Source organism: Pseudomonas sp. PB103 (assembly GCF_009764635.1).
Classification (GTDB): domain Bacteria; phylum Pseudomonadota; class Gammaproteobacteria; order Pseudomonadales; family Pseudomonadaceae; genus Aquipseudomonas.
Map to the genome: position 1 here is coordinate 1 of NZ_RWIL01000024.1, position 22,619 is coordinate 22,619.

Here is a 22,619-nt window from a genome sequence, read left to right on the forward strand (position 1 = left end):
CGAAGGCTGCGATCTTTTGATCTACAAAAACAAGATCAAAAGATCGCAGCCTTCGGCAGCTCCTACAGGTATGGACATAAGGCCATGTTGCTGTTGAACGAATTCCTCCAAACCCGCGTCATACACCTCCTTGGGCTACTGTAGGAAAACTACCGCCCAGCCCTGCGATTAGTCCTTACCACCCTATCCATGTTTAACTTGAACGTTCATTCAAGTTAAACCGGTGGTTCGCTGCCCGCTCACAACAGGAGGCTTGCCTTTGCTGAGTCCGATCATTTCAGCCACGTTTCAACCCCTCGAGGTGCACGTTTCATGAGTGCATCGTCTACCCCCGCCAGCGGTCTGGTGCGCATGAATCCGCCGGTGTTCTACTTCGCCGCGACGGTCATTCTGCTGTTTGGTCTCGTCGTTATCGCCATGCCTGAACAGGCCGGCGCCTGGCTGCTGGAAGCGCAAAACTGGGCGGCCAACACGGTCGGCTGGTACTACATGCTCGCGATGACCCTGTATCTGGTCTTCGTGGTGGTCACCGCCTTATCCGGCTACGGCAAGATAAAACTCGGTGCCGACCACGACGAGCCCGAATTCAGTTACCTGTCCTGGGCCGGCATGCTGTTCGCCGCCGGGATCAGCATCACGCTGTTCTTCTTTTGCGTGTCCGAACCGCTGACCCACATGCTGCAGCCGCCGCAAGGCGAGGCCGGCACGGCGGATGCGGCGCGTCAGGCGATGCAGGTTCTGTTTCTGCACTGGGGCCTGCATGGCTGGGGCGTGTTCGCCTTCGTCGGCATGGCGCTGGCCTACTTCGCTTACCGCCACAACCTGCCGCTGGCGCTGCGCTCAGCGCTGTATCCGCTGATCGGCAAACGCATCAACGGCCCGATCGGTTACGCGGTCGACGGCTTCGGCATCATCGCCACGGTGTTCGGCCTCGGTGCCGACATGGGCTTCGGCGTGCTGCACCTCAACTCCGGTCTCGACTACCTGTTCGGCATCGCTCACACCCAGTGGATTCAGGTCGGCCTGATCACGCTGATGATGGGCGCGGCGATCATTGTTGCGGTCTCCGGCGTCGATAAAGGCGTGCGGGTGATGTCCGACATCAACATGCTGCTGGCCTGTGCGCTGCTGCTGTTTGTGTTGTTCGCCGGGCCTACCCAGCATCTGCTCAACACCTTGATCCAGAACATCGGCGACTACCTCGGCGCCTTGCCGATGAAGAGTTTCGACCTCTACGCCTACGACAAACCGAGCGACTGGCTCGGCGGCTGGACGGTGTTCTACTGGGCCTGGTGGATTGCATGGTCGCCGTTCGTGGGCCTGTTCATCGCACGTATTTCCCGTGGCCGCACCATCCGTGAATTCGTCTTCGGCGTGCTGCTGATTCCGCTCGGTTTCACCCTCGCGTGGATGTCGATCTTCGGCAACAGCGCCATCGATCAGGTGCTCAACCACGGCATGAGTGCGCTGGGCATGTCGGCCCTCGACAACCCGTCGATGAGTATTTACTTGCTGCTGGAAACCTATCCATGGAGCAAAACCGTCATCGCCGTGACGGTGTTTATCAGCTTCGTGTTCTTCGTCACCTCTGCCGATTCCGGCACCGTGGTGCTCTCGACCCTGTCGGCCAAGGGTGGCAACCCGGACGAAGACGGGCCGAAATGGCTGCGGGTGTTTTGGGGTGCGATGACTGCGCTGATCACCAGTGCGCTGTTGTTCTCCGGCAGCATCGACGCACTGAAGTCAGCGGTGGTACTGACCTCGTTGCCGTTCTCGCTGATTCTGCTCCTGATGATGTGGGGCCTGCACAAGGCGTTCTATCTCGAGTCGCAGAAGCAGATCGCGCAACTGCATTCGCTGGCACCGGTTTCCGGTTCGCGACGCGGCACGGGCGGCTGGCGTCAGCGTCTGAGTCAGGCGGTGCACTTCCCGTCACGTGACGAGGTGTACCGTTTCATGGACACCACGGTGCGTCCGGCGATTGAAGAAGTGACGGCGGTGTTCGTCGAGAAAGGTCTTAACGTGGTCACCCAGCCAGATCCGGCGAATGACAGCGTCAGCCTGGAAATCGGCCACGGTGATGCACATCCGTTCATCTATCAGGTGCAGATGCGCGGCTACTTCACGCCGTCGTTCGCGCGTGGCGGGATGGGCTCGAAGCAGCTCAACAATCGTCGCTACTACCGCGCCGAAGTGCATTTGAGTGAGGGCAGTCAGGACTACGATCTGGTCGGCTATACCAAAGAGCAGATCATCAACGACATCCTCGACCAGTACGAACGCCACATGCAGTTCCTGCATCTGGTGCGTTGATTGGCAGTTGAGCGCCGGGACGTTTACGACTCGGCGCTCAGCACCATGAACAACACCATCGCCGCCATTGGCACGCCAAATACCGCACTGCCAATCGCTATTTCCGAACCCAGCGGTTGCTTCGCATGCACCACACCCACCGCGCCATTTATCACCGTCAACGCCAGCCACAGGGCGGCGAAGCTGTAGGCCATGGTCTGACGGCTGAAGCCGATGCGCTCGCCGATGTAGAGCATCAGGGCGAGCAGGACCAGGCCGAAGAAGATGATGATGGCGGTGTGCATTGTGGTGCCTGCGGGATGTGCGGTGCCTGATCGGCCGCCATCGCGGGCAAGCCCGCTCCCACAGGTTTCGGGGTTGGACACAAAATTTGTGAACGACGCAGAACCCTGTGGGAGCGGGCTTGCCCGCGATGGGGCCACCTCGGTGTCAGTTAGAGCATAGCCAATCCCGCCCCCGCCACTGCCCGTCCTGCTTCTCTACTGGACACATTTTGCGACTCCTGCACAGAGTTCGGTCGGCGACGTGTTTTGCTTGCTTGCCCGCGCCTGCCGTTGATCTGTCCCATAACCGAGCGTTTGTTCAGTACGCTAGTATTTATCTAAGTGTGTATCGTGTGTATAAAAGTCGCCTGCGTCCCCTAGAGTAAACAGCTCTAGCGGTCGAACAGGGCAAAGGAAATGCGCAGTCGGGAAATGATCAGGATGATCGAGGACGATGGGTGGTATTTGGTGGCGGTAAAAGGCAGTCACCACTAGTACAAGCATCCGTTCAAGCAGGGAAGGGTGACGATCAAACACCCCCGACTCCGATCTGCCCAAGGGCACGATCAACAGCATTTTGAAACAGGCGGGCCTGAAATGAGGCCCGTTATTGGAAACGAAGGCCGTTTTAAGGGCCTGTCAGAGGAAGGACTCACTCACATGAAATTCCCGGTCGTTCTGCACAAGGATGCCGACTCAGACTACGGCGTGATCATCCCGGATGTACCGGGCTGTTTCTCTGCGGGCACTACGGTCGCTGAGGCGTTTGAGAATACTCAGGAAGCGTTGGCGCTTCACTATGAGGGGTTGGTCGCCGACGCCGCGCCGTTGCCGCAAGTGCGGGATATTGATGCTCATCTCGATAACCCGGATTACGCGGGAGGGATCTGGGGTGTGGTCGATTTTGATATCACCCCGTATTTCGGTAAGTCAGTGCGGTTCAACGCCACGCTGCCTGAGCAGTTGCTTGAGCGCATCGACCAAACTGTCCGACGTGACCAACGCTATAGCTCCCGCTCCGGTTTCCTCGCGGCAGCCGCCTTGCGCGAACTCTCGATGTAAAGATGACCCTGTAGGAGCTGCCGCAGGCTGCGATCTTTTGACTTGTTTTTAAAGATCAAAAGATCGCGGCCTGCGGCAGCTCCTACTGAGATGTCCGTTTCAGGTGCTTTCGCGTTCGATGATTTGGCACTGCAGCAGATTCAGCCGCTGCACTTCATCGCTCGGCAATACCCCAAGGCTTTCCAGCACGCGTGTCGCCGCCAGCACACCTATCTCCAGCGCCGGTGGTTTGATGGTGCTCAGGCTGGGCAGGAGCATCTCGGCGAAGGGGTAGTCGCCGAAGCCGAGAACGGCGCAGTCATTGGGGATTTTCATACCGGCGCGTTGCCCGGCGAGCAGGCCGCCGGCGGCGAGGTTGTCGTTGGCGAAGATGATTGCGTCCGGGCGCGGTGAGGTGTTCATCAAGGCGTCCATCGCCTGCTTGCCGGCCTCGAATGGTGCGCGGTCAGCGTCAGGGGCGAACACCCACGGCTCCAGGCCGGCCTCTCGCAAGGTCGCCGCGTAACCGTCGCGGCGCTCTAGGGCGCTGAAGTCGCCCGGCGCGCTGTTCTGCACGAACGCAATGCGTCGATAGCCTTTTCCCAGCAGATATTTCGCTGCCGTCACGCCTACGTCGAAATGCGAAAAACCGATCTGCATCGGCTCGCGATCCGGTTGGTAATCCCAGGTTTCAATCACCGGAATATCCGCCTCGGCGATCATTTTTTCCGTGCCCGCGCTGTGAAAATGGCTGGTCAATACCAGCGCCGCCGGCGCCCAGCCGAGAAACGCGCGCACTGCGTTCTCTTCCTGTTCGGTGCTGAAATAACTCGACGCCAGCAACAGTTGATAACCATGACGACTGAGCGTGTCGCTGAAGCCTTGAATGGTGTTGGCGAAGATCGGCCCGGAAATGTTCGGGATGACCATGCCGACGATTTTCCCCCGCGCCGAGGCCAGCCCGCCGGCTACCAGATTCGGTACATAACCCAACTCTGCTACCACCGCCGCAATCCGCTCGCGACGCTCGGGCGAAACCTGTTCGGGCTGATTGAAATACCGCGACACGGTGATCGCGGAAACCCCGGCCTCACGCGCCACTGCATTCAGGGTCACGCGTCCGGCGCCACGGCGTTTGCGGGGCTTTTCTTCGCTCATGGTTCGATCCTTGTTAAAAACCAAATCGCATATAAAACTAATTTTTCAGTATTGGACGGTCTATGTGCGGATGGCCAATATTGGTGATGTTAGCGCTAACAAAGCGCGTTGTCTGCTACTCGCTCGAGCGAATGCCCAAGACACCGATTCAGGCGCTGTCGTCGCAGAACGGCAGCGGATCAGGGCCAATTTCGAGCGGGCAGAACATGCACAACATTCCTGGGGCGACACACAAACTGGCGCAGTCGATTCGCGCCGCTGGCTGGTTACTGACGGGGTTGGCGGCGCTGCCGTTGCCCAATGCATTCGCTGCTGACAGCAGCGATCAGGAGCCGACGCTGAAGTCGGTCACCGTCACCGCAACCCGACGCGAAGAGTCGCTGCAAAAGGTGCCGGTCGCGGTTTCGGTGATCGACGGCGAGCAGCTCGAACGCGATAACCGCAACGGCGTGGCAAGCATCGTTCAGCAAGTGCCATCGCTGAATTTCCGCACCGGCGCATCGAACAAAGACACCTCGTTGTTCGTGCGCGGCGTTGGCACAATTTCCACTTCTCCAGGCGTTGAGCCGACCGTAGCCACGGTGATTGATGGCGTGGTGTATGCGCGTCCGGGACAGGCAACCATGGATCTGCTGGATCTTGAGCGCGTCGAGGTTTTGCGCGGCCCGCAAGGCACGCTGTTCGGCAAGAACGCCTCGGCTGGCGTGCTCAACATCACCAGCAAGGCACCCACCGCCGAGACCCACGGCTACATCGATCAGTCGTACTACAGCGGCAACGAAAGCCGCACCCGATTCGGCCTCGGCGGCAGCCTGATTCCGGACACGTTGAAAGGCTCGATCAGCACGCTGTTCGGCACCTACGACGGCAACGTCGACAACCAACATAATGGTCAGGAGGTCAACGGCTACAACCATCGCGGCGTGCGCGGCAAACTCGAGTTCACGCCGAATGACGACGTCACCTTCACCCTGATCGCCGACTACATGCAGTCCCACGACGACGGCCCCAATGGCGTGGTCAGCAAGTCGCTGACCCCGGCCTTCGCCAACGCGCTGAGCCCGGCGTATGCCTCCAGCCACAACCGCGACATCAACACCGACACTCGCTCTCACGTTGAAGACATCAACAAAGGTTTGTCCGGCCAGCTCGACTGGCAACTGGGCGATTACACGCTGACGTCGATCACCGCGTGGCGTGGCTGGGACAACACGCAGTATCAGGACGGCGACCGTCTCGGCACGGTGACCGCAGCGTTTCCCGGCACGGCTGACAAGGGCGATCTGGCCTTCGATCAATACTCGCAAGAGCTGCGTCTGGCTTCACCGAAAGGCGAATTTCTTGAATACGTCGGCGGCCTGTTCTACATGCACGGCAAGGACGAAGAGACCTATCAGCGCACGCTGACCACCACCACGCGCACCGACCGTGGCGTTGCCAACTACGGCACCACCAGTGACAGTTATGCGGTGTTTGGCGAGAGTACGCTGAACTTCACGTCCGACTTTCGCGGCATCGCCGGCCTGCGCTACACCCACGATGATCTTGAATACGATCACCGCCGCGTGTCGACGTCGGCCACCACCGTCAGCGGTATCCAACCGGCGACCAGCAGCTCAGGTTCTGTCGATGAAGATGGCTGGTCCGGCCGCCTCGGTGTGCAGTACGACTTGAGCGATGCAGTCACCACTTACCTGACCTATTCGCGCGGCTACAAAGGCCCGGCCTACAACGTGTTTTTCAACATGCAGCCGCGCGACACCGAAGCCCTCAAACCGGAGACTTCGAATACCTGGGAGGCGGGCATCAAAGCCACGTCCTGGAACAACCGCCTGACCACCAACCTCGCGGTGTTCCACAGCGAGTACGACAACTACCAGGCGAACTTCTTCGATACCGTCGCCGGGCAGGTGGTGACGCGTTTGATCAACGCCGGCAGCGTCAGCACCGAGGGCGTCGAACTCGATTACGCCCTGCAAGCGACCCAGCAATTGAAGTTGTCCGGCGCACTGGCCTACACCCGCGCACGGATCGACGAATTCGCCTGCCCGGCGGGCGCGGCGGCGTCGTGCAACGTCAACGGCAAACCGCTGCCATTCAGCCCGGACTGGAAAAGCTACGTGCGCGCCGACTACACGATCCCGCTGGATAACGGCCTGGATATCGAACTCGGCACCGACTACAGCTGGCAGAGCGAAGTGCAGTACGACATCAGCCAGAACGTCGACACCAAACAGGGCGCCTACGGCATCTGGAACGCCAGCATCGCACTTGCCGATTACAGCAACGGCTGGCGTGTTGCGTTGCTCGGCAAAAACCTCACCGACAAGTCTTACTCACCGGTTCTCGCCAGCGGTGGCAACTACATCTACCGCGCCGTGCCACGGGATGACGAGCGTTACTTTGGCGTGCAACTGCGCAAGGATTTCTGAGATGAGCAGACAGTTGAAACTCGGTGCATTCCTCATGGCCACCGGGCACCACGTGGCGGCGTGGCGTCATCCGGATGTGCCGGCGAATGCGGGACTGGATTTCGCCCATTACAAACGGCTGGCGCAGATTGCCGAGGCGGCGAAATTCGATGCGTTGTTTGTCGCTGACAGCGTCGCCGCGCCGACTCAGGACATCGCCAGTCGCATGGCGCGCTCTGATCACTTTGAGCCGTTGACGTTGCTCTCGGCGCTGAGTGCGGTGACCGAGCACATCGGTCTGATTGCGACGGCAACCACCAGCTACAACGAGCCGTATCACGTGGCGCGCAAATTCGCTTCGCTCGATCATTTGTCGGGTGGCCGAGCGGGGTGGAATCTGGTGACTTCGGACAATGCTGCCGAAGCGCTGAATTTTGGTCGTGATGAGCATATCGGTCATGCCGAACGCTATAGCCGTGCGCGCGAATTTCATCAGGTGGTCACCGGGCTTTGGGACAGCTGGGAGGACGATGCGTTTGTGCGCGACCAGGCGAGCGGGGCGTATTACGACCCTGCGAAGTTGCATGTGCTGGATCATGTCGGCGAGCACTTCCGGGTCAAAGGCCCACTGAACGTTGCGCGCTCGCCGCAGGGGCAACCGGTGATCGTGCAGGCGGGATCCTCCGAAACCGGACGCGAGTTGGCGGCGCAAACGGCTGAGGTCGTGTTTACCGCGCAGACGTCCCTGGCCAACGCTCAGGCGTTTTACGCCGACCTCAAGGGACGTCTGCCCAAGTACGGTCGCAGCGCCGATTCGTTGAAAATCATGCCCGGTGTTTTTGTTGTGGTCGGCCGCACCGAAGCCGAAGCGCAGGAAAAATGTGAAACGTTTCAGCAATTAGTCGAACCCGAGGTTGGCGTCGCCTTGCTTGGGCGTATGCTGGGCAACTTCGATTTGTCGAAGTACCCGCTGGACGGGCCGTTGCCCGAATTGCCACTGACCGAAAGCGGCCAGCAGAGTCGGCAGAAATTGCTCACTGAGCTGGCGGGGCGGGAGAACCTCAGCCTCGCCGAGTTGGGCCGCAAGATTGCTGGCGGGCGCGGGCATTACAGCCTGGTCGGTACGCCTGAGCAGATTGCTGATCGTTTGCAGGAATGGTTCGAGCAGGGCGCGGCGGACGGCTTCAACGTGCTGGTGCCGCACCTGCCGGGCGGGCTCGAAGACTTCGCCGATGGCGTGGTCCCGGAACTGCAGCGGCGTGGGTTGTTCAGAACGGAGTATGAAGGCCGGACATTGCGCCAGAACCTCGGGCTCGCCCGACCTGTAAATCGCTTTGCATGATTGGTAGAGCTTTTGTGGTGAGGGGATTTATCCCCGACGGGTGGCGGAGCCGCCCCAAGACCTGAAACCTCGGTCAACCTGATGTACCGAGTGCGCTGGTTTTACGACTGCTTCGCAGCCGATCGGGGATAAATCCCCTCGCCACAAAGGTGTCCGGTTTCTGATGACTAAAAGACAGACAAGAGAGGATTCGATGACTTACACCGCTGCCGAAAATCGCTATGACTCCATCCCTTACCGCCGCGTCGGGCGCAGCGGTCTGGTGCTGCCGGCGCTGTCGCTGGGCCTGTGGCACAACTTCGGTGACAGCACGCCGATCGACACCCAGCGCTCCCTGCTGCGCACCGCGTTCGACCTGGGTATCAACCACTTCGACCTGGCCAACAACTACGGCCCGCCGTACGGCAGCGCCGAGATCAATTTCGGTCGTCTGCTGCGTGAAGACTTCAAGCAATACCGCGACGAACTGATCATCTCCAGCAAGGCCGGTTGGGACATGTGGCCCGGCCCTTACGGTCAGGGCGGCGGCTCGCGCAAATACGTGCTGGCCAGCCTCGATCAGAGCCTGCAACGCCTCGGTCTCGACTATGTGGATATCTTCTATTCGCACCGCTTCGACCCGGACACCCCACTGGAAGAAACCGCCAGCGCCCTTGCCACTGCGGTGCAGCAAGGCAAGGCTTTGTACATCGGGATCTCGTCGTATTCGGGCGTGAAAACCCGTGAGATCGCTGCGCTGCTCAAAGAGTGGAAAGTTCCGCTGCTGATCCATCAGCCGGCGTACAACCTGCTCAATCGCTGGGTGGAAAAGGATCTGCTCGATACCACCGATGAACTCGGCACGGGCGTGATTGCGTTCACTCCGTTGGCGCAAGGTCTGCTCACCGACAAATACCTCAACGGCGTGCCGGCGGATGCGCGGGTCAATCGTCCGGGCGGTGGTTCGTTGCAGGCTTCGCATTTGTCAGAGGCCAACATCGCTCACGTGCGCGCACTGAACGAGATCGCCAAGCGTCGTGGTCAGAGTCTGGCGCAATTGGCGCTGGCGTGGACGCTGCGCGATCCTCGGGTGACCTCGGCACTGATCGGCGCGAGCCGGCCGGAGCAGATCATCGAGAACGTTGGGGCGTTGAAGAATCTGAGCTTCAGTGCTGAAGAGCTGGCGGAGATTGACCGGTTTGCCCAAGAGGGCGGGATCAATCTTTGGGAGAGGCCTTCGACGGCTGAATAAGTGACTGGCGCCGATTTTCCCGGCGCCTGCTCTGACGCTTTCGCGGGCAAGCCCGCTCCCACAGGTTTCTGCTTCGAACACAAAATGGTGTTCCAACAATGAACCCTGTGGGAGCGGGCTTGCCCGCGAAGAGGCCGGTTCAAGCGCTAGAGAAACCTGGGCTTATTTAAAAAACGGCACATCCCCTAACACCGTCGCCCGCTGCATCACCCGCCGCGCAGGGCGGTAGTCATCCACCGCGTAATGCTGCGTCACGCGGTTGTCCCAGAACGCAATATCGTCCTGCTGCCAGCGCCAGCGAATGGTGAATTCCGGCCGTGTCGCATGGGCGAACAGGAACTTCAGAATCGCCTCGCTCTCGGTTTCCGACAGCTCATTGATCTTCGACGTGAAGCCTTCGTTGACGAACAGCGAGCGCCGCCCACTGACCGGATGCGTGCGAATCACCGGGTGTGACAGCGGTGGATTCTTGCGCCGTGCTTCTTCCCACTGCGCCAATGCTTCTGGCGTGTTGCCGTAACGTTCCAGCGGAAACGAGCGCGTGAAGTCGTGAGTCGCAGTCAGGCCTTCAAGCAAACCTTTCAGCGGCGCTGACAGCGCTTCATACGCAGCAATCCCGCTGGCCCACAACGTGTCGCCGCCAAACTCCGGCAGCAACTTGGCGCTGAGCACCGCGCCCATCGCCGGCGTCGGCAGGAAGGTCACGTCGGTGTGCCAGATCGCGTTGTCGCGCACGTCGGTGACGGCGGTGTCGAGGATCAACACTTCCGGCTGTTCCGGCACGTTCGGGTAGATCGGGTGAATGTGCAGGTCACCGAAGTACGCCGCAAAGCGCGCCTGTTGTGGCGGTTCGATTGGCTGGTTGCGGAAGAACAAAACCTGGTATTTGAGCAGCGCCTGCTCGATCGCGTCGCGGTGTTCCAGGCTCAGTGGCTGGCTGATGTCGACGCCGCTGATTTGCGCGCCGAGGGCCGAGCTTAACGGGGTGATGTCGAGGCTGCTCATGGTCTTTCTCGTCAATTGCGGATAACCACCTCCCTGTAGGAGCTGCCGCAGGCTGCGATCTTTTGATCTTGTTTTTAAGAGGATCAAGATCAAAGGATCGCAGCCTGCGGCAGCTCCTACAGGGGGGTGATTCAAAAGATGTTTTAGTGGGCCTGGCCGTGCCATGGCACCAGTTTGCGCTGCAGGGCGCGCAGGCCCATTTCCATGGCGAAGGCGATCAGGGCGATGACCAGAATCCCCAGCACCACAACGTCGGTGACCAGAAATTGCGCGGCCGATTGCACCATAAAGCCCAAACCGCTGGTGGCAGCGATCAGTTCGGCGGCGACCAGCGTCGACCAGCCAACACCCAGACCAATGCGCACACCAGTGAGAATGTCCGGCAACGCGCTCGGCAAAATCACATGGCGAATCAGCTGCAAACGCGTCGCACCCAACGACTGCGCCGCGCGCAATTTCGCCGGGTCAACTGTACGAACACCGGTTGCGGTAGCGATGGCAATCGGCGCGAAAATCGCCAGATAAATCAGCAGCACTTTCGACAACTCGCCGATGCCGCACCAGATCACAATCAGCGGCAGATAAGCCAACGGCGGAATCGGCCGGTAGAACTCGATCAGCGGATCGAGCACACCTCGAGCGATGCGGTTGGCGCCGATCGCAATGCCCACCGGCACAGCGGTCAGAATCGCAAAACCCAGACCCAGACCGATACGGCTCAGGCTCGCACCAAGGTGCTGCCACAACGTCGAATCCATGTAACCGGTGGTCGCCAGCAACCAACCCTTTTGCAGCACGGCGGACGGTGGCGGCAAGAACAGCGGTTCGATCAAACCGGTGGCAGTTACCGCCCACCAGATCGCTAACAATGCAAACAAGGTCAGCAAGCTGATCCAGCGCGTGCTGAGGCTGCGGCGCACCGGAATCACCACCGATGCGCTGACCGGTTTTACCGCCGCCGAGGAAACGTCGTAACTGCTCATGCGCGCTCCTGCCGTTGCCCGGCGCTGCGTTGCGAGAACACTTTGCTCAGTACGTGTTCGCGGGTTTCGATAAAGCGCGGATCGGATTTGATCGCGCGGGCGGACTCGCCAGCGGCGTAACGCTGACCGAAATCCAAGTGCAGACGCTCAACGATCTGCCCCGGATTCGGCGCGAGCAGAATCAGGTCAGTGGCGAGGAACACCGCTTCTTCAATGTCGTGGGTAATCAGGAAAACCGGCTTGGCGGTGCGTTGCCAGACTTGCAGCAACAGCTCCTGCATCTGCTCGCGGGTGAACGCGTCGAGGGCACCGAAAGGCTCGTCCATCAGCAACACACGCGGATCAGCGGCGAGGGCGCGGGCGAGGCCGACACGTTGTTTCTGGCCACCGGACAGTTGCCAGATTCGGCGGCTTTCGAAACCGGAAAGATCAACCAGCGCGAGCATTTCACGGGCGATTTTTTCGCGTTTGTCCTTGGCGACGCCGGCCAGCTCCAGGCCGAATGCGACGTTGGCCAACACATCCTGCCAAGGCAGCAACGCGTCGTCCTGGAACACCACGCCACGTTCGGCGCTCGGGCCTTTGACCGGCACGCCGTCGAGGGTGATGCGCCCGGCGCTCGGTTCAACGAAACCGGCAATCAGGTTCAACAGCGAAGTCTTGCCACTGCCGGACGGGCCGAGGGCGACCAGCAATTGCTGAGGCCCCAGGGTCAGAGAAATATCCGCCAGCACCGGTGTCGGGCTGCCCGGGTACTGTGCGCTGATGCGCTCCAGCTGTAGCAAGGCCATCGCGGTTAACTCCCGATCAGTTGGTGATGAATTTGGCGCTGACGTACGGCGCGTAGTCCGGCAGAACGGCTTCGACCTTGCCTTGCTCCTTGAGGAACGCAGCGGTGTCGGTGATGGCTTTGGTGGTCGGCGCGCCGAGGGTGACGACCTGATCAGCTGCCAGCGGGTAGACGTTGCCTTGCAGCAGCAATGGGATGTCGCTGGCCTTGGCGCCAGAGAGTTTCACCAGTTTGTCGACGTTGGATTGATCGGCTAGCCAGGCTTTCGGGTCTTTGCGGTAGTCGGCGTAGGCGTCGAGGGTGACCTTGGCGAACGCGGTAACGATTTCCGGGTGCTTCTCGGCGAAGTCCTTGCGCACGATCCACGCATCGAAAGTCGGCGCGCCGAACTTGGCCAGCTCGCCGGAGGTGATCAGCACTTTGCCGTTTTCCTTGGCCACGCCCAGCGCCGGATCCCACACGTAGGTAGCGTCGATATCACCGCGTTTCCACGCGGCGATGATCGCTGGAGGGGCGAGGTTGAGCACGGTGACTTTCGAAGGATCGATGTTCCAGTGCTTCAGCGCCGCGAGCAGGCTGTAGTGACCGGTGGACACGAACGGCACGGCGATTTTCTTGCCGATCAGATCCTGCGGCGTCTTGATGCCGGAACCGTCGCGGGCGACCAGTGCTTCGGCAGCGCCGATCTGAGTGGCGATGAGGAAGGTTTCGACCGGGACTTTGCGGGTGATCGCGGCGGTCAGCGGGCTCGAACCGAGGTAGCCGATCTGCACGTCACCGGAGGCGATGGCGGCAATGATGTCGGCGCCGTTGTCGAACTTGCGCCAGGCAATGTCGGCTTTGGTGGCTTTTTCGTAAGCGCCGTCGGCCTGAGCGACTTTCGCCGGGTCAACGGTGGTTTGGTAGGCGACGGTGAGGTCGGCGGCCTGAGCCAGAAAACTCGCGGCGGCCAGGGAGGCTGCGGCGAGCAGGCGAAGCGGGATATTCAGTTTCATTGAAGAGCTCCATATCAGGCGACCGAGCGTCGGCGTGAAAGGAGACTAAATGATCTAAGAATCAGTAAATAAATAACTTTTTCGAATGAGCTTATGAGCGGAAAAATCTAAGAAGGGAGTCAGATCGTTCCCACGCTCTGCGTGGGAATGCAGCCGGTGACGCTCCGCGTCACCTGGACGCAGAGCGTCCCTTGAGGCGTTACCACGCGGAGCATGGGAACGATCAAAATTGTGGATATTTCGGATCGAGCGTTCGACGTTAGATTTCTTGCCCCCTCACCCCAGCCCTCTCCCCCAAGGGGCGAGGGGGAAAGGGAGCCGATCTCTGTGCTTTTCAAGGCCTGAGTTCGGCGCGGTAGTTCAGGTCGGTGTACTTCGCATCAACAACGCGGTCAGTCCCCTCTCCCTCTGGGAGAGGGCTAGGGTGAGGGGCTATTCAGTTGCTGATCGCCAAAATACTCGCCTGATACGACCCGACAAAAACATCAAAATCCCCCACCTCGTTCTGCTCCAGCTCAGCCTGCGCAGCCAGCGACGAACGCGCCAACTCCTCAAACTTCGCCTGCTCATCCGCCGCCAAAGGCTCGCTACGGAAAAACTCCGCATGCGCCTGGCTCTGACGCAACGAGAACTGCGCAAAGCTTTCCTTATGCTCAGCCATCGCCGCCAAAACCTGCGCGGACGGCGTCAGGGACGGATCACTGACCTTGGCCAGTTGCGCATCCAGTGCCTTGCTGTGCGCATCGCCGCCATGGCTCTGATCCAGCAACGCCGCCAGCGGGGCGATTTGTTCCAGCAGTTCGGCAGCCCAGGTCTTCATCTCGACCGACTCACCGTCACGCTGCAACTCCAGACCCGGACGGCGACCTTCCTTGACCACGCTGAGGAAGTTCGACGTCGCATTGCCGCACGAGGTGTTGGTCAGCAGCGGGCTGTCGTTCAGCGCGCAGAACAGCAGGAACGCGTCGAGGAAGCGCGACTCGGTGAGGTCGATGCCCATCGGCAGGAACGGGTTGATGTCCAGGCAGCGCACTTCGACGTACTGAATGCCACGGGCCACCAGCGCCTGAATCGGCCGCTCACCGGTGTAGGTCACGCGTTTCGGGCGGATGTTGGAGTAGTACTCGTTTTCGATCTGCAGGATGTTGGTGTTGAGCTGCACCCACTCACCATCCTTGTGCGTGCCGACTTCAACGTAAGGCGCGTACGGCGTGGCCACGGCTTTGCGCAAGCTGTCGGTGTAACTCGCCAGATCGTTGTAGCACGGCGTCAAGCCGGCCTGGGCGTTGCTCTGATAACCGAGGTCGCTCATGCGCAGGCTGGTCGCGTACGGCAGATACAGGGTGTCCGGATCGAGTTGTTCGAGCTGATGCGAACGACCACGCAGGAAACCGGCGTCCAGCGCAGGCGAGGCACCGAACAGGTACATCAGCAGCCAGCTGTAGCGACGGAAATTACGGATCAACGCGATGTAGGAAACCGACTGGAAATCGCGATCCGTGCCGACAAAACCTTCGGTTTCACGCAACAGTGGCCAGAGCTTTTCCGGCAGGGAAAAGTTGTAGTGAATCCCGGCAATGCACTGCATGGTCTTGCCGTAGCGCAGGGCCAGGCCCTTGCGGTAAACGTACTTGAGCTGACCGATGTTGGAGGTGCCGTAATAGGCGATCGGGATGTCTTCCTCGGCCGGCAACGGGCACGGCATCGATGGACTCCACAGGTACTCGTTGCCGAGTTTGCTGTAGGCAAAACGGTGAATCTTGTCCAGGCTCGCCAACGTATCAGCCGGGTCAGGCAGGGCGGGCGTGATGAATTCCAGCAGCGACTCGGAGTAGTCGGTGGTGATCTGTTCGTTGGTCAGCGCGGAACCCAAGGCTTCGGGGTGCGGCGTTTGCGCCAGGCGACCTTCGCTGGTCACGCGCAGGCATTCACGTTCGATACCGTGCAGGCACTGCTCGAGCAGAGAGAGGTTAGCGCGCTCGCCGAGCAGAGCCAGGCGGCGGTTGAGAAGTTCGCTCAATTTGGATTCCTTCACGCGTCAGTCGCCCCAATATGGGGGTGGGCAGGACGGTCTACAAGGGTGAAGTTGAAACTGGCGTTATCGCCTGGTTTTTCTAGCCGGTCAGCCGCACACATACTCTGTAGGAGCTGCCGAAGGCTCGGGCCGCGATCGGACGATCTTTTGATCTTGCTCTTGGAAAACAAAATCTAAAGATCGCAGCCTGCGGCAGCTCCTACAGGATGCGTTGCGCCGAAATTAACTCAAAATGATGACCGGTAGCTACAGGACAGCGAACGTGCCTTGTGCTTTTGCGACCAGTTTGTCGCCCTGCATCACGTCGGCTTCAACCACCAACGTGCGCCGGCCCGGGTGGATAACCCGCGCCGTGCACATGACCTCGCCGTCGGAAACGGCGCGGATATAGTTGATCTTGCACTCGATGGTCGCGCTCTGCTGATCGAAGCCGTGAGTGCTGGAACAGGCCAGCCCCATGGCGATGTCGACCAGGCTGAACAGCGCGCCACCGTGCAATTTGCCGCCGCGATTACGCAGTTCGGGTTCCAGCACCAGGGCGACTTGCGCCACCCCGGTTTCCAGGCTGTGCAGGCGGCAGCCCAACAGCTTGAAAAACGCGCTCTCGACGAGCCCGGCCGGAATCTCCATCAGCGTTTCTTCAACTGCTTGGCGTTAGCGAACAGCGAGGCCATCGCATTGTTCACCGGCGCGGCGGTGGCGGTTTCCTTGCGTGGCGCATTGTTCGAAGGCTGGCGCTGCGCCGAGCCCGGACGCGAGCCACGCGCACCGTCGATCTTCTCGCCCGGGGTGTCGCCCATGCGCATCGACAGGCCAACGCGTTTGCGCGGGATATCGACTTCCATGACCTTCACTTTCACCACGTCACCGGCCTTCACCGCTTCGCGTGGATCCTTGATGAATTTCTCCGACAGCGCCGAGATGTGCACCAGACCGTCCTGATGCACGCCGATGTCGACGAAGGCACCAAACGCGGTCACGTTGGTGACCACGCCTTCGAGGATCATCCCCAATTGCAGGTCTTTCAGGTCTTCAACGCCTTCCTGGAACTCCGCTGTCTTGAACTCCGGACGCGGGTCGCGGCCCGGTTTTTCCAGCTCTTGCAGAATGTCGGTGACGGTGGGTAGACCGAAGGTCTCGTCGGTGTATTTCTTCGGATCCAGACGCTTGAGGAAGCTTGCATCGCCGATCAGCGAGCGGATGTCGCGGTCGGTTTCAGCGGCAATGCGCTGCACCAGCGGATAGGCTTCCGGGTGAACCGCCGAGGAATCCAGCGGGTTGTCGCCGTTCATCACGCGCAAGAATCCGGCCGCCTGTTCGAAGGTTTTTTCGCCCAGACGCGCGACTTTCTTCAGGGCTGCACGGGTTTTGAACGCGCCGTGCTCATCGCGGTGAGTCACGATGTTCTGCGCCAGCGTCGAGTTGAGGCCGGAGATACGCGCCAGCAGCGCCACCGAAGCGGTGTTCACATCAACGCCGACGGCGTTCACACAGTCTTCAACCACTGCATCCAGACCACGCGCCAGTTTCAGCTGCGAAACGTCGTGCTGGTACTGGCCGACACCGATGGATTTCGGATCGATTTTCACCAGTTCTGCCAGTGGATCCTGCAGACGGCGGGCGATGGACACGGCGCCACGGATCGACACGTCGAGATCCGGGAACTCCTTGGCCGCCAGTTCCGATGCCGAGTACACCGATGCGCCGGCCTCGGAAACCATGACCTTGGTCATTTTCATCGCCGGGTATTTTTTGATCAGTTCGATCGCCAGTTTGTCGGTCTCGCGGCTGGCGGTGCCGTTGCCGATGGCGATCAGGTCAACCGAGTGCTTGGCGCACAGGGCGGCCAGGATGGCGATGGTCTGATCCCACTTGTTGTGCGGCACGTGCGGGTAAACCGTGGCGTGATCAAGCATCTTGCCGGTCGAGTCGACCACGGCCACCTTGCAACCGGTACGCAGGCCCGGGTCGAGGCCCAGAGTAGCGCGCGGGCCGGCCGGGGCGGCCAGCAGCAGGTCGTGCAGGTTGTGGGCGAATACGTTGATCGCCTCGGTTTCGGCGCCGTCACGCAGCTCGCCGAGCAGGTCGGTTTCCAGGTGCGTGTAGAGCTTGACCTTCCACGTCCAGCGCACCACTTCGCCGAGCCATTTGTCGGCCGGACGGTTCTGGTTCTGGATGTTGAATTGCTGGCCGATCATGCCTTCGCACGGGTGCATGGTGCCCGGCAGCTCGTCGCCGACTTTCAGCGCAGAACTGAGGATGCCTTCGTTGCGGCCACGGAAAATCGCCAGCGCGCGGTGCGACGGCATGCTTTTCAGTGGTTCGTCGTGTTCGAAGTAGTCGCGGAACTTGGCGCCTTCCTCTTCCTTGCCGGCGATAACGCGGGCACTGAGGGTGGCTTCCTGTTTCAGGTAGTTACGCAGTTTTTCCAGCAGGCTGGCGTCTTCGGCGAAACGTTCCATGAGGATGTACTTGGCGCCTTCGAGGGCTGCCTTGACATCGACCACGCCTTTTTCGGCATCGACGAAACGTGCTGCTTCGGTTTCCGGGGCCAGGTTCGGGTCGTTGAACAGGCCGTCCGCAAGGTCGCCGAGGCCGGCTTCCAGGGCGATCTGGCCCTTGGTGCGGCGCTTCTGCTTGTACGGCAGGTACAAGTCTTCGAGGCGGGTTTTGGTGTCGGCAAGCTTGATGTCGCGCTCAAGCTGCGGGGTGAGTTTGCCTTGCTCTTCGATGCTGGCGAGGATGCTGATGCGCCGTTCGTCGAGTTCTCGCAGGTAGCGCAGGCGCTCTTCCAGATGACGCAACTGGGTGTCATCGAGGCTGCCGGTGACTTCTTTCCGGTAACGGGCGATGAAGGGAACGGTTGAGCCTTCATCGAGTAGCGCGACGGCCGCTTCGACCTGTTGTGGGCGTACGCCGAGTTCCTCGGCGATGCGGCTGTTGATGCTGTCCATAAAACCACCTGACATAGTGTGAAAGCAGGCTCGCAGGCACGGAAATAAAGGCCCGGAGTCTGGTTGAGCGGCATGAAGATGGCCGCTGCCTGGGTCAAAAGGCACCCCATTGACCCGTGAAATCGAACAATTACTGCGGTTGCCATGAAAAAAACCGGCTGCCACCTGCGGTAACGATTCAGACGTTGCCTGGCACAAAACGCCGCGCATTATAACCAGCGTTCTGTCATTCGGGGGTGTTGCAGTCTGTAGGCATAAACCCCGGTTTTCTGGCAGTGAAGGAAAAATCTGCTAACAATGCACACGGTGCGTATAACGGCAGCTACGCCATAATGCGCGCCGAGCTAAAAGGAGCATCCAATGAGCAGCACTGCACAAACTGCTGAAGGCGAAAAAATTCTTATCGTTGATGACGATCCGGGGCTGAGCAGCCTGCTGGAACGTTTCTTCGTCAGCAAGGGCTACCGCGCCCGTACCGTTCCGAACACCGAGCAGATGGATCGTCTGTTGTCGCGTGAGGTGTTCAATCTGGTCGTACTCGACCTGATGCTGCCGGGCGAAGACGGCCTGACCGCTTGCCGCCGCCTGCGCGCCGCGAACAATCAGATCCCGATCATCATGCTCACCGCCAAGGGCGATGAGATCAGCCGCATCAAGGGCCTGGAACTGGGCGCCGACGATTATCTGGCCAAGCCGTTCAATCCGGACGAGCTGATGGCGCGGGTTAAAGCCGTTCTGCGCCGTCAGGCCGCACCGGTGCCGGGCGCGCCGGGCAGCGAAGACGAAAACGTCACCTTCGGTGATTACGTGTTGTCGCTGGCCACCCGCGAACTGAAGCGCGGCGACGAAGTGCACATGCTCACCACCGGTGAGTTTGCGGTACTCAAGGCCCTGGTGATGAACGCGCGTCAGCCGCTGACCCGCGACAAGCTGATGAACCTGGCCCGTGGCCGCGAATGGGATGCCCTCGAGCGTTCCATCGACGTGCAGATCTCGCGTCTGCGCCGGATGATCGAACCCGATCCATCCAAGCCGCGCTACATCCAGACTGTCTGGGGCGTGGGCTACGTGTTCGTACCGGATGGCGCCGCCACCAAGTGATCGGCGATTTGTAGGAGCGGGTCTGTGGGCCGGGTTGAATGACCTGCCCCGCAGACTCGCAATCCGCAATATGCGAGCATTGCTCGCTCCTGCAAGTGTGTAGCGGTTATTCATGAAAACCCCCGTCTGGTTCCCCCAAAGCTTTTTCTCCCGCACCCTCTGGCTGGTGCTCATCGTCGTGCTGTTTTCCAAGGCGCTGACCCTGGTTTATCTGTTGATGAACGAAGACGTGCTGGTGGATCGCCAATACAGCCACGGCGTCGCCCTGACGCTGCGCGCCTATTGGGCCGCTGACGAAGAAAACCGCGCGAAGATTGCCGATGCCGCGACCCTGATCCGGGTGGTCGGTGCCGGTGTGCCGGAAGGCGAACAGCACTGGCCGTATAGCGAAATCTATCAGCGGCAGATGCAGGCGGAGCTGGGTGCCGACACCGAAGTGCGTTTGCGCATGCATTCGCCGCCAGCGCTGTGGGTCCGCGCGCCGAGCCTCGGTGATGGCTGGCTGAAAGTGCCGTTGTATCCGCATCCATTGCGCGGCCAGAAAATCTGGAACGTGCTCGGCTGGTTCCTCGCCATCGGCTTGCTGTCGACGGCTTCGGCATGGATTTTCGTCAGCCAGCTCAACCAGCCGTTGAAGCGTCTGGTGTTTGCCGCCCGGCAACTCGGTCAGGGCCGCAGTGTGCGTCTGCCGATCAGCGATACGCCGAGCGAAATGACCGAGGTGTATCGCGCGTTCAACCAGATGGCCGAAGACGTCGAGCAGGCCGGCCGCGAGCGCGAGTTGATGCTGGCGGGGGTTTCCCACGACTTGCGCACGCCGTTGACCCGCTTGCGGCTGTCGCTGGAATTGATGGGCGATCGCAACGATCTGACTGACGACATGGTGCGTGACATCGAGGACATGGACGCGATTCTCGACCAGTTCCTCGCATTCATTCGCGATGGTCGTGACGAGTCGGTGGAAGAGGTCGATCTTACGGATCTGGTGCGCGAAGTGGCTGCGCCGTACAACCAGAATGAAGAGAAAGTGCATTTACGTCTGGAACCGATCCAGCCGTTTCCGTTGCGTCGCGTATCGATGAAACGCTTGCTGAACAATCTGATCGGCAACGCCTTGAACCATGCGGGCGGTAGCGTTGAAGTTGCGGCGTATGTGTCCGGCGACGTCAGTGCGCCGTACGTGGTGCTGAGCGTGATGGACCGTGGGGCGGGGATTGATCCTTCGGAGCTTGAGGCGATCTTCAACCCGTTTACTCGTGGTGATCGTGCGCGAGGCGGGAAGGGCACAGGGTTGGGCTTGGCGATCGTCAAGCGGATTGCTTCGATGCACGGCGGCAATGTTGAATTGCGTAACCGGTCCGGCGGTGGGCTGGAGGCGCGGGTGCGGTTGCCGTTGGGGTTGATGTTGCCTCGGGATGCCGTTTAAACCATAAAACCCTCACCCCAGCCCTCTCCCGGAGGGAGAGGGCGCTGACCGAGGTGTCTGGCGTCATACATCGACCTGAAATTCCGAGTCGATTATGGATTCGGTAAAGATCGATCATGTCGGCGGAGTTTTCCAATATCCCCCAATCAGTCCCCTCTCCCTTCGGGAGAGGGTTAGGGGCTCTTGCTCTTCGCTCTAGCCCTTGCCTTTTGTCCGAGTCATATTCGGCCCGCCATTTTTCTCAAGATGCTCAATGATGATCCCCGCCACGTTCTTCCCGGTGGTGGTCTCGATCCCTTCCAGCCCCGGCGACGAGTTCACTTCCATCACCAGCGGCCCGTGATTGGAGCGCAGGATATCCACGCCCGCCACCGACAACCCCATGACCTTCGCTGCACGCAACGCCGTCATGCGTTCTTCCGGCGTAATCTTGATCAGGCTGGCGCTGCCGCCACGGTGCAGGTTGGAGCGGAACTCGCCCGGTTTCGCCTGCCGCTTCATCGCCGCGATGACTTTGTCACCCACTACAAAGCAACGAATATCCGCGCCGCCGGCTTCCTTGATGTATTCCTGAACCATGATGTTCTGCTTCAGGCCCATGAACGCCTCGATCACCGATTCGGCCGCGGTCGCGGTTTCGCACAACACCACACCGATGCCCTGGGTGCCTTCCAGCACTTTGATCACCAGCGGCGCGCCGTTGACCATGTCGATCAGGTCGGGAATGTCATCCGGCGAGTGGGCAAACCCGGTGACCGGCAAACCGATGCCGCGACGCGAGAGCAATTGCAGCGAACGCAATTTGTCCCGCGAACGGGCAATCGCCACCGATTCGTTGAGCGGGAACACCCCCATCATTTCAAACTGACGCAACACAGCGCAGCCATAGAACGTCACCGACGCGCCGATGCGCGGGATCACCGCGTCGAAGCCTTCCAGCGGTTTGCCGCGATAGTGGATCTGCGGCTTGTGGCTGGCGATGTTCATGTAGGCGCGCAAGGTGTCGATCACTACCATTTCATGCCCGCGCTCGGTTCCGGCTTCGACCAGACGGCGGGTGGAATACAGACGCGGGTTCCGCGACAGCACAGCGATCTTCATGCAACACCTGTGGAGGAGGTAGATACCGGGAACACCGGCTTGTCTTGTACATATTTGATGCCCGGATTGACCACCAACTGGCCATCGATCAGGGCTTTGGAACCGAGCAGCAGGCGATAACGCATGGACTTGCGGCAGGCGAGGGTGAACTCGACCGGCCAGACCCGATCACCGAGGGCCAGGGTGGTGCTGATCACATAACGCACCTGCGCATGGCCGTTGGAGCTTTTAATGGTTTTGCGCGTGACCAGCGGTGCTTCACAACGCCGATGACGCAACTGCACCACCGTGCCCAGGTGCGCGGTAAAGCGCACCCATTTCTCGCCGTTGCGTTCGAACGGCTCGATGTCGGTGGCGTGCAGGCTGGAGGTGCTGGCACCGGTGTCGATTTTCGCCCGCAGGCCCGCGACTCCCAGATCCGGGAGCGCCACCCACTCGCGCAGACCGACAACGGTCAAATGGTCAAATGT

At 60.3% G+C, this 22,619-nt stretch carries 18 protein-coding genes and 1 pseudogene; 8 read left to right on the top strand and 11 right to left on the bottom strand.

The window, feature by feature from the left end; translation table 11 throughout:
• Positions 1 to 351: 351 nt before the first annotated feature.
• The gene (betT, locus tag EJA70_RS04885) at positions 352 to 2,313 is read left to right on the top strand and encodes a choline transporter BetT (protein ID WP_172828122.1); all 1,962 of its coding nucleotides are present in this window, start codon (positions 352 to 354) and stop codon (positions 2,311 to 2,313) included.
• A gap of 23 nt (positions 2,314 to 2,336) precedes the next feature.
• Here the strand turns inward: betT and EJA70_RS04890 are convergent, their stop codons facing one another.
• A complete protein-coding gene (locus tag EJA70_RS04890) occupies positions 2,337 to 2,597 on the bottom strand; it encodes a hypothetical protein (RefSeq protein ID WP_053116800.1) in 261 nt (86 codons plus the stop codon).
• Between the two features lie 396 nt (positions 2,598 to 2,993).
• Between EJA70_RS04890 and EJA70_RS31045 the strand changes: the two are divergent.
• Both EJA70_RS31045 and EJA70_RS04900 read left to right on the top strand, forming a co-directional pair.
• Positions 2,994 to 3,177 (top strand): annotated as a pseudogene (locus EJA70_RS31045) (type II toxin-antitoxin system HicA family toxin).
• On the top strand, positions 3,174 to 3,638 hold the full coding sequence (locus tag EJA70_RS04900; protein ID WP_371924505.1) for a type II toxin-antitoxin system HicB family antitoxin: 465 nt from the start codon (positions 3,174 to 3,176) through the stop codon (positions 3,636 to 3,638). Before EJA70_RS31045 ends, EJA70_RS04900 begins: the two are co-directional and overlap by 4 nt.
• 99 nt (positions 3,639 to 3,737) lie before the next feature.
• Here the strand turns inward: EJA70_RS04900 and EJA70_RS04905 are convergent, their stop codons facing one another.
• A complete protein-coding gene (locus EJA70_RS04905) occupies positions 3,738 to 4,775 on the bottom strand; it encodes a LacI family DNA-binding transcriptional regulator (protein ID WP_158829992.1) in 1,038 nt (345 codons plus the stop codon).
• A gap of 206 nt (positions 4,776 to 4,981) precedes the next feature.
• Between EJA70_RS04905 and EJA70_RS04910 the strand changes: the two genes are divergently transcribed.
• The 3 genes from EJA70_RS04910 (at position 4,982) to mgrA (ending at position 9,759) form a co-directional block, all read left to right on the top strand.
• The gene (locus EJA70_RS04910; RefSeq protein WP_158830017.1) at positions 4,982 to 7,207 is read left to right on the top strand and encodes a TonB-dependent receptor; all 2,226 of its coding nucleotides are present in this window, start codon (positions 4,982 to 4,984) and stop codon (positions 7,205 to 7,207) included.
• A gap of 1 nt (position 7,208) precedes the next feature.
• Positions 7,209 to 8,528 carry an LLM class flavin-dependent oxidoreductase gene (locus EJA70_RS04915; protein WP_158829993.1) on the top strand — a complete coding sequence of 440 codons (1,320 nt, stop codon included), beginning with the start codon at positions 7,209 to 7,211 and terminating at the stop codon, positions 8,526 to 8,528.
• Between the two features lie 193 nt (positions 8,529 to 8,721).
• Positions 8,722 to 9,759: an L-glyceraldehyde 3-phosphate reductase gene (gene mgrA, locus EJA70_RS04920; RefSeq protein WP_158829994.1), complete on the top strand. Its 1,038-nt coding sequence runs from the start codon at positions 8,722 to 8,724 to the stop codon at positions 9,757 to 9,759.
• A 162-nt stretch (positions 9,760 to 9,921) separates the two neighbouring features.
• Here mgrA and tauD read toward each other — a convergent pair whose 3' ends face one another.
• The 7 genes from tauD to EJA70_RS04955 all read right to left on the bottom strand — a co-directional run bounded on the left by tauD (position 9,922) and on the right by EJA70_RS04955 (position 18,521).
• Positions 9,922 to 10,764, bottom strand: coding sequence for a taurine dioxygenase (tauD, locus tag EJA70_RS04925; protein WP_158829995.1), 843 nt, complete (start codon positions 10,762 to 10,764; stop codon positions 9,922 to 9,924).
• 143 nt (positions 10,765 to 10,907) lie between these two features.
• Positions 10,908 to 11,747 (bottom strand): taurine ABC transporter permease TauC, encoded by an 840-nt coding sequence (gene tauC, locus EJA70_RS04930; RefSeq protein WP_158829996.1) that lies wholly within the window; start codon positions 11,745 to 11,747, stop codon positions 10,908 to 10,910.
• Positions 11,744 to 12,538 carry a taurine ABC transporter ATP-binding subunit gene (gene tauB, locus EJA70_RS04935; protein WP_007917917.1) on the bottom strand — a complete coding sequence of 265 codons (795 nt, stop codon included), beginning with the start codon at positions 12,536 to 12,538 and terminating at the stop codon, positions 11,744 to 11,746. The genes tauC and tauB overlap by 4 nt, the downstream gene beginning before the upstream one ends.
• Before the next feature lie 16 nt (positions 12,539 to 12,554).
• Complete coding sequence (gene tauA, locus EJA70_RS04940; RefSeq protein WP_158829997.1) at positions 12,555 to 13,532, bottom strand: taurine ABC transporter substrate-binding protein; 978 nt, start codon at positions 13,530 to 13,532, stop codon at positions 12,555 to 12,557.
• 436 nt (positions 13,533 to 13,968) lie between these two features.
• Positions 13,969 to 15,552, bottom strand: coding sequence for a glutamate--cysteine ligase (gene gshA / locus EJA70_RS04945; protein ID WP_158829998.1), 1,584 nt, complete (start codon positions 15,550 to 15,552; stop codon positions 13,969 to 13,971).
• Positions 15,553 to 15,813: 261 nt separating this feature from the next.
• A complete protein-coding gene (locus EJA70_RS04950) occupies positions 15,814 to 16,197 on the bottom strand; it encodes a PaaI family thioesterase (RefSeq protein ID WP_053116527.1) in 384 nt (127 codons plus the stop codon).
• Positions 16,197 to 18,521 carry a Tex family protein gene (locus EJA70_RS04955; RefSeq protein ID WP_158829999.1) on the bottom strand — a complete coding sequence of 775 codons (2,325 nt, stop codon included), beginning with the start codon at positions 18,519 to 18,521 and terminating at the stop codon, positions 16,197 to 16,199. The genes EJA70_RS04950 and EJA70_RS04955 overlap by 1 nt, the downstream gene beginning before the upstream one ends.
• Before the next feature lie 360 nt (positions 18,522 to 18,881).
• On the opposite strand from EJA70_RS04955, the gene ompR reads away from it, so the two are divergent.
• Positions 18,882 to 19,622 (top strand): two-component system response regulator OmpR, encoded by a 741-nt coding sequence (ompR, locus tag EJA70_RS04960; protein ID WP_008080479.1) that lies wholly within the window; start codon positions 18,882 to 18,884, stop codon positions 19,620 to 19,622.
• A gap of 112 nt (positions 19,623 to 19,734) precedes the next feature.
• The gene (locus tag EJA70_RS04965) at positions 19,735 to 21,048 is read left to right on the top strand and encodes an ATP-binding protein (RefSeq protein WP_008080480.1); all 1,314 of its coding nucleotides are present in this window, start codon (positions 19,735 to 19,737) and stop codon (positions 21,046 to 21,048) included.
• A gap of 195 nt (positions 21,049 to 21,243) precedes the next feature.
• Here the strand turns inward: EJA70_RS04965 and rimK are convergent, their stop codons facing one another.
• The gene (gene rimK / locus EJA70_RS04970; RefSeq protein ID WP_007952690.1) at positions 21,244 to 22,149 is read right to left on the bottom strand and encodes a 30S ribosomal protein S6--L-glutamate ligase; all 906 of its coding nucleotides are present in this window, start codon (positions 22,147 to 22,149) and stop codon (positions 21,244 to 21,246) included.
• Positions 22,146 to 22,607: an ATP-dependent zinc protease gene (locus tag EJA70_RS04975; RefSeq protein WP_177323309.1), complete on the bottom strand. Its 462-nt coding sequence runs from the start codon at positions 22,605 to 22,607 to the stop codon at positions 22,146 to 22,148. Before EJA70_RS04975 ends, rimK begins: the two co-directional genes overlap by 4 nt.
• Positions 22,608 to 22,619: the final 12 nt, after the last annotated feature.

Coding starts and splice junctions, on each gene's coding strand:
- betT (WP_172828122.1), top strand. CDS start 352: ATGAATCCGCCGGTGTTCTACTTCGCCGCGACGGTCATTCTGCTGTTT.
- tauA (WP_158829997.1), bottom strand. CDS start 13,532: ATGAAACTGAATATCCCGCTTCGCCTGCTCGCCGCAGCCTCCCTGGCC.
- EJA70_RS04900 (WP_371924505.1), top strand. CDS start 3,174: ATGAGGCCCGTTATTGGAAACGAAGGCCGTTTTAAGGGCCTGTCAGAG.
- EJA70_RS04950 (WP_053116527.1), bottom strand. CDS start 16,197: ATGGAGATTCCGGCCGGGCTCGTCGAGAGCGCGTTTTTCAAGCTGTTG.
- tauC (WP_158829996.1), bottom strand. CDS start 11,747: ATGAGCAGTTACGACGTTTCCTCGGCGGCGGTAAAACCGGTCAGCGCA.
- EJA70_RS04890 (WP_053116800.1), bottom strand. CDS start 2,597: ATGCACACCGCCATCATCATCTTCTTCGGCCTGGTCCTGCTCGCCCTG.
- tauD (WP_158829995.1), bottom strand. CDS start 10,764: ATGAGCAGCCTCGACATCACCCCGTTAAGCTCGGCCCTCGGCGCGCAA.
- EJA70_RS04915 (WP_158829993.1), top strand. CDS start 7,209: ATGAGCAGACAGTTGAAACTCGGTGCATTCCTCATGGCCACCGGGCAC.
- ompR (WP_008080479.1), top strand. CDS start 18,882: ATGAGCAGCACTGCACAAACTGCTGAAGGCGAAAAAATTCTTATCGTT.
- EJA70_RS04910 (WP_158830017.1), top strand. CDS start 4,982: ATGCACAACATTCCTGGGGCGACACACAAACTGGCGCAGTCGATTCGC.
- rimK (WP_007952690.1), bottom strand. CDS start 22,149: ATGAAGATCGCTGTGCTGTCGCGGAACCCGCGTCTGTATTCCACCCGC.
- EJA70_RS04965 (WP_008080480.1), top strand. CDS start 19,735: ATGAAAACCCCCGTCTGGTTCCCCCAAAGCTTTTTCTCCCGCACCCTC.
- EJA70_RS04905 (WP_158829992.1), bottom strand. CDS start 4,775: ATGAGCGAAGAAAAGCCCCGCAAACGCCGTGGCGCCGGACGCGTGACC.
- EJA70_RS04955 (WP_158829999.1), bottom strand. CDS start 18,521: ATGGACAGCATCAACAGCCGCATCGCCGAGGAACTCGGCGTACGCCCA.
- mgrA (WP_158829994.1), top strand. CDS start 8,722: ATGACTTACACCGCTGCCGAAAATCGCTATGACTCCATCCCTTACCGC.
- tauB (WP_007917917.1), bottom strand. CDS start 12,538: ATGGCCTTGCTACAGCTGGAGCGCATCAGCGCACAGTACCCGGGCAGC.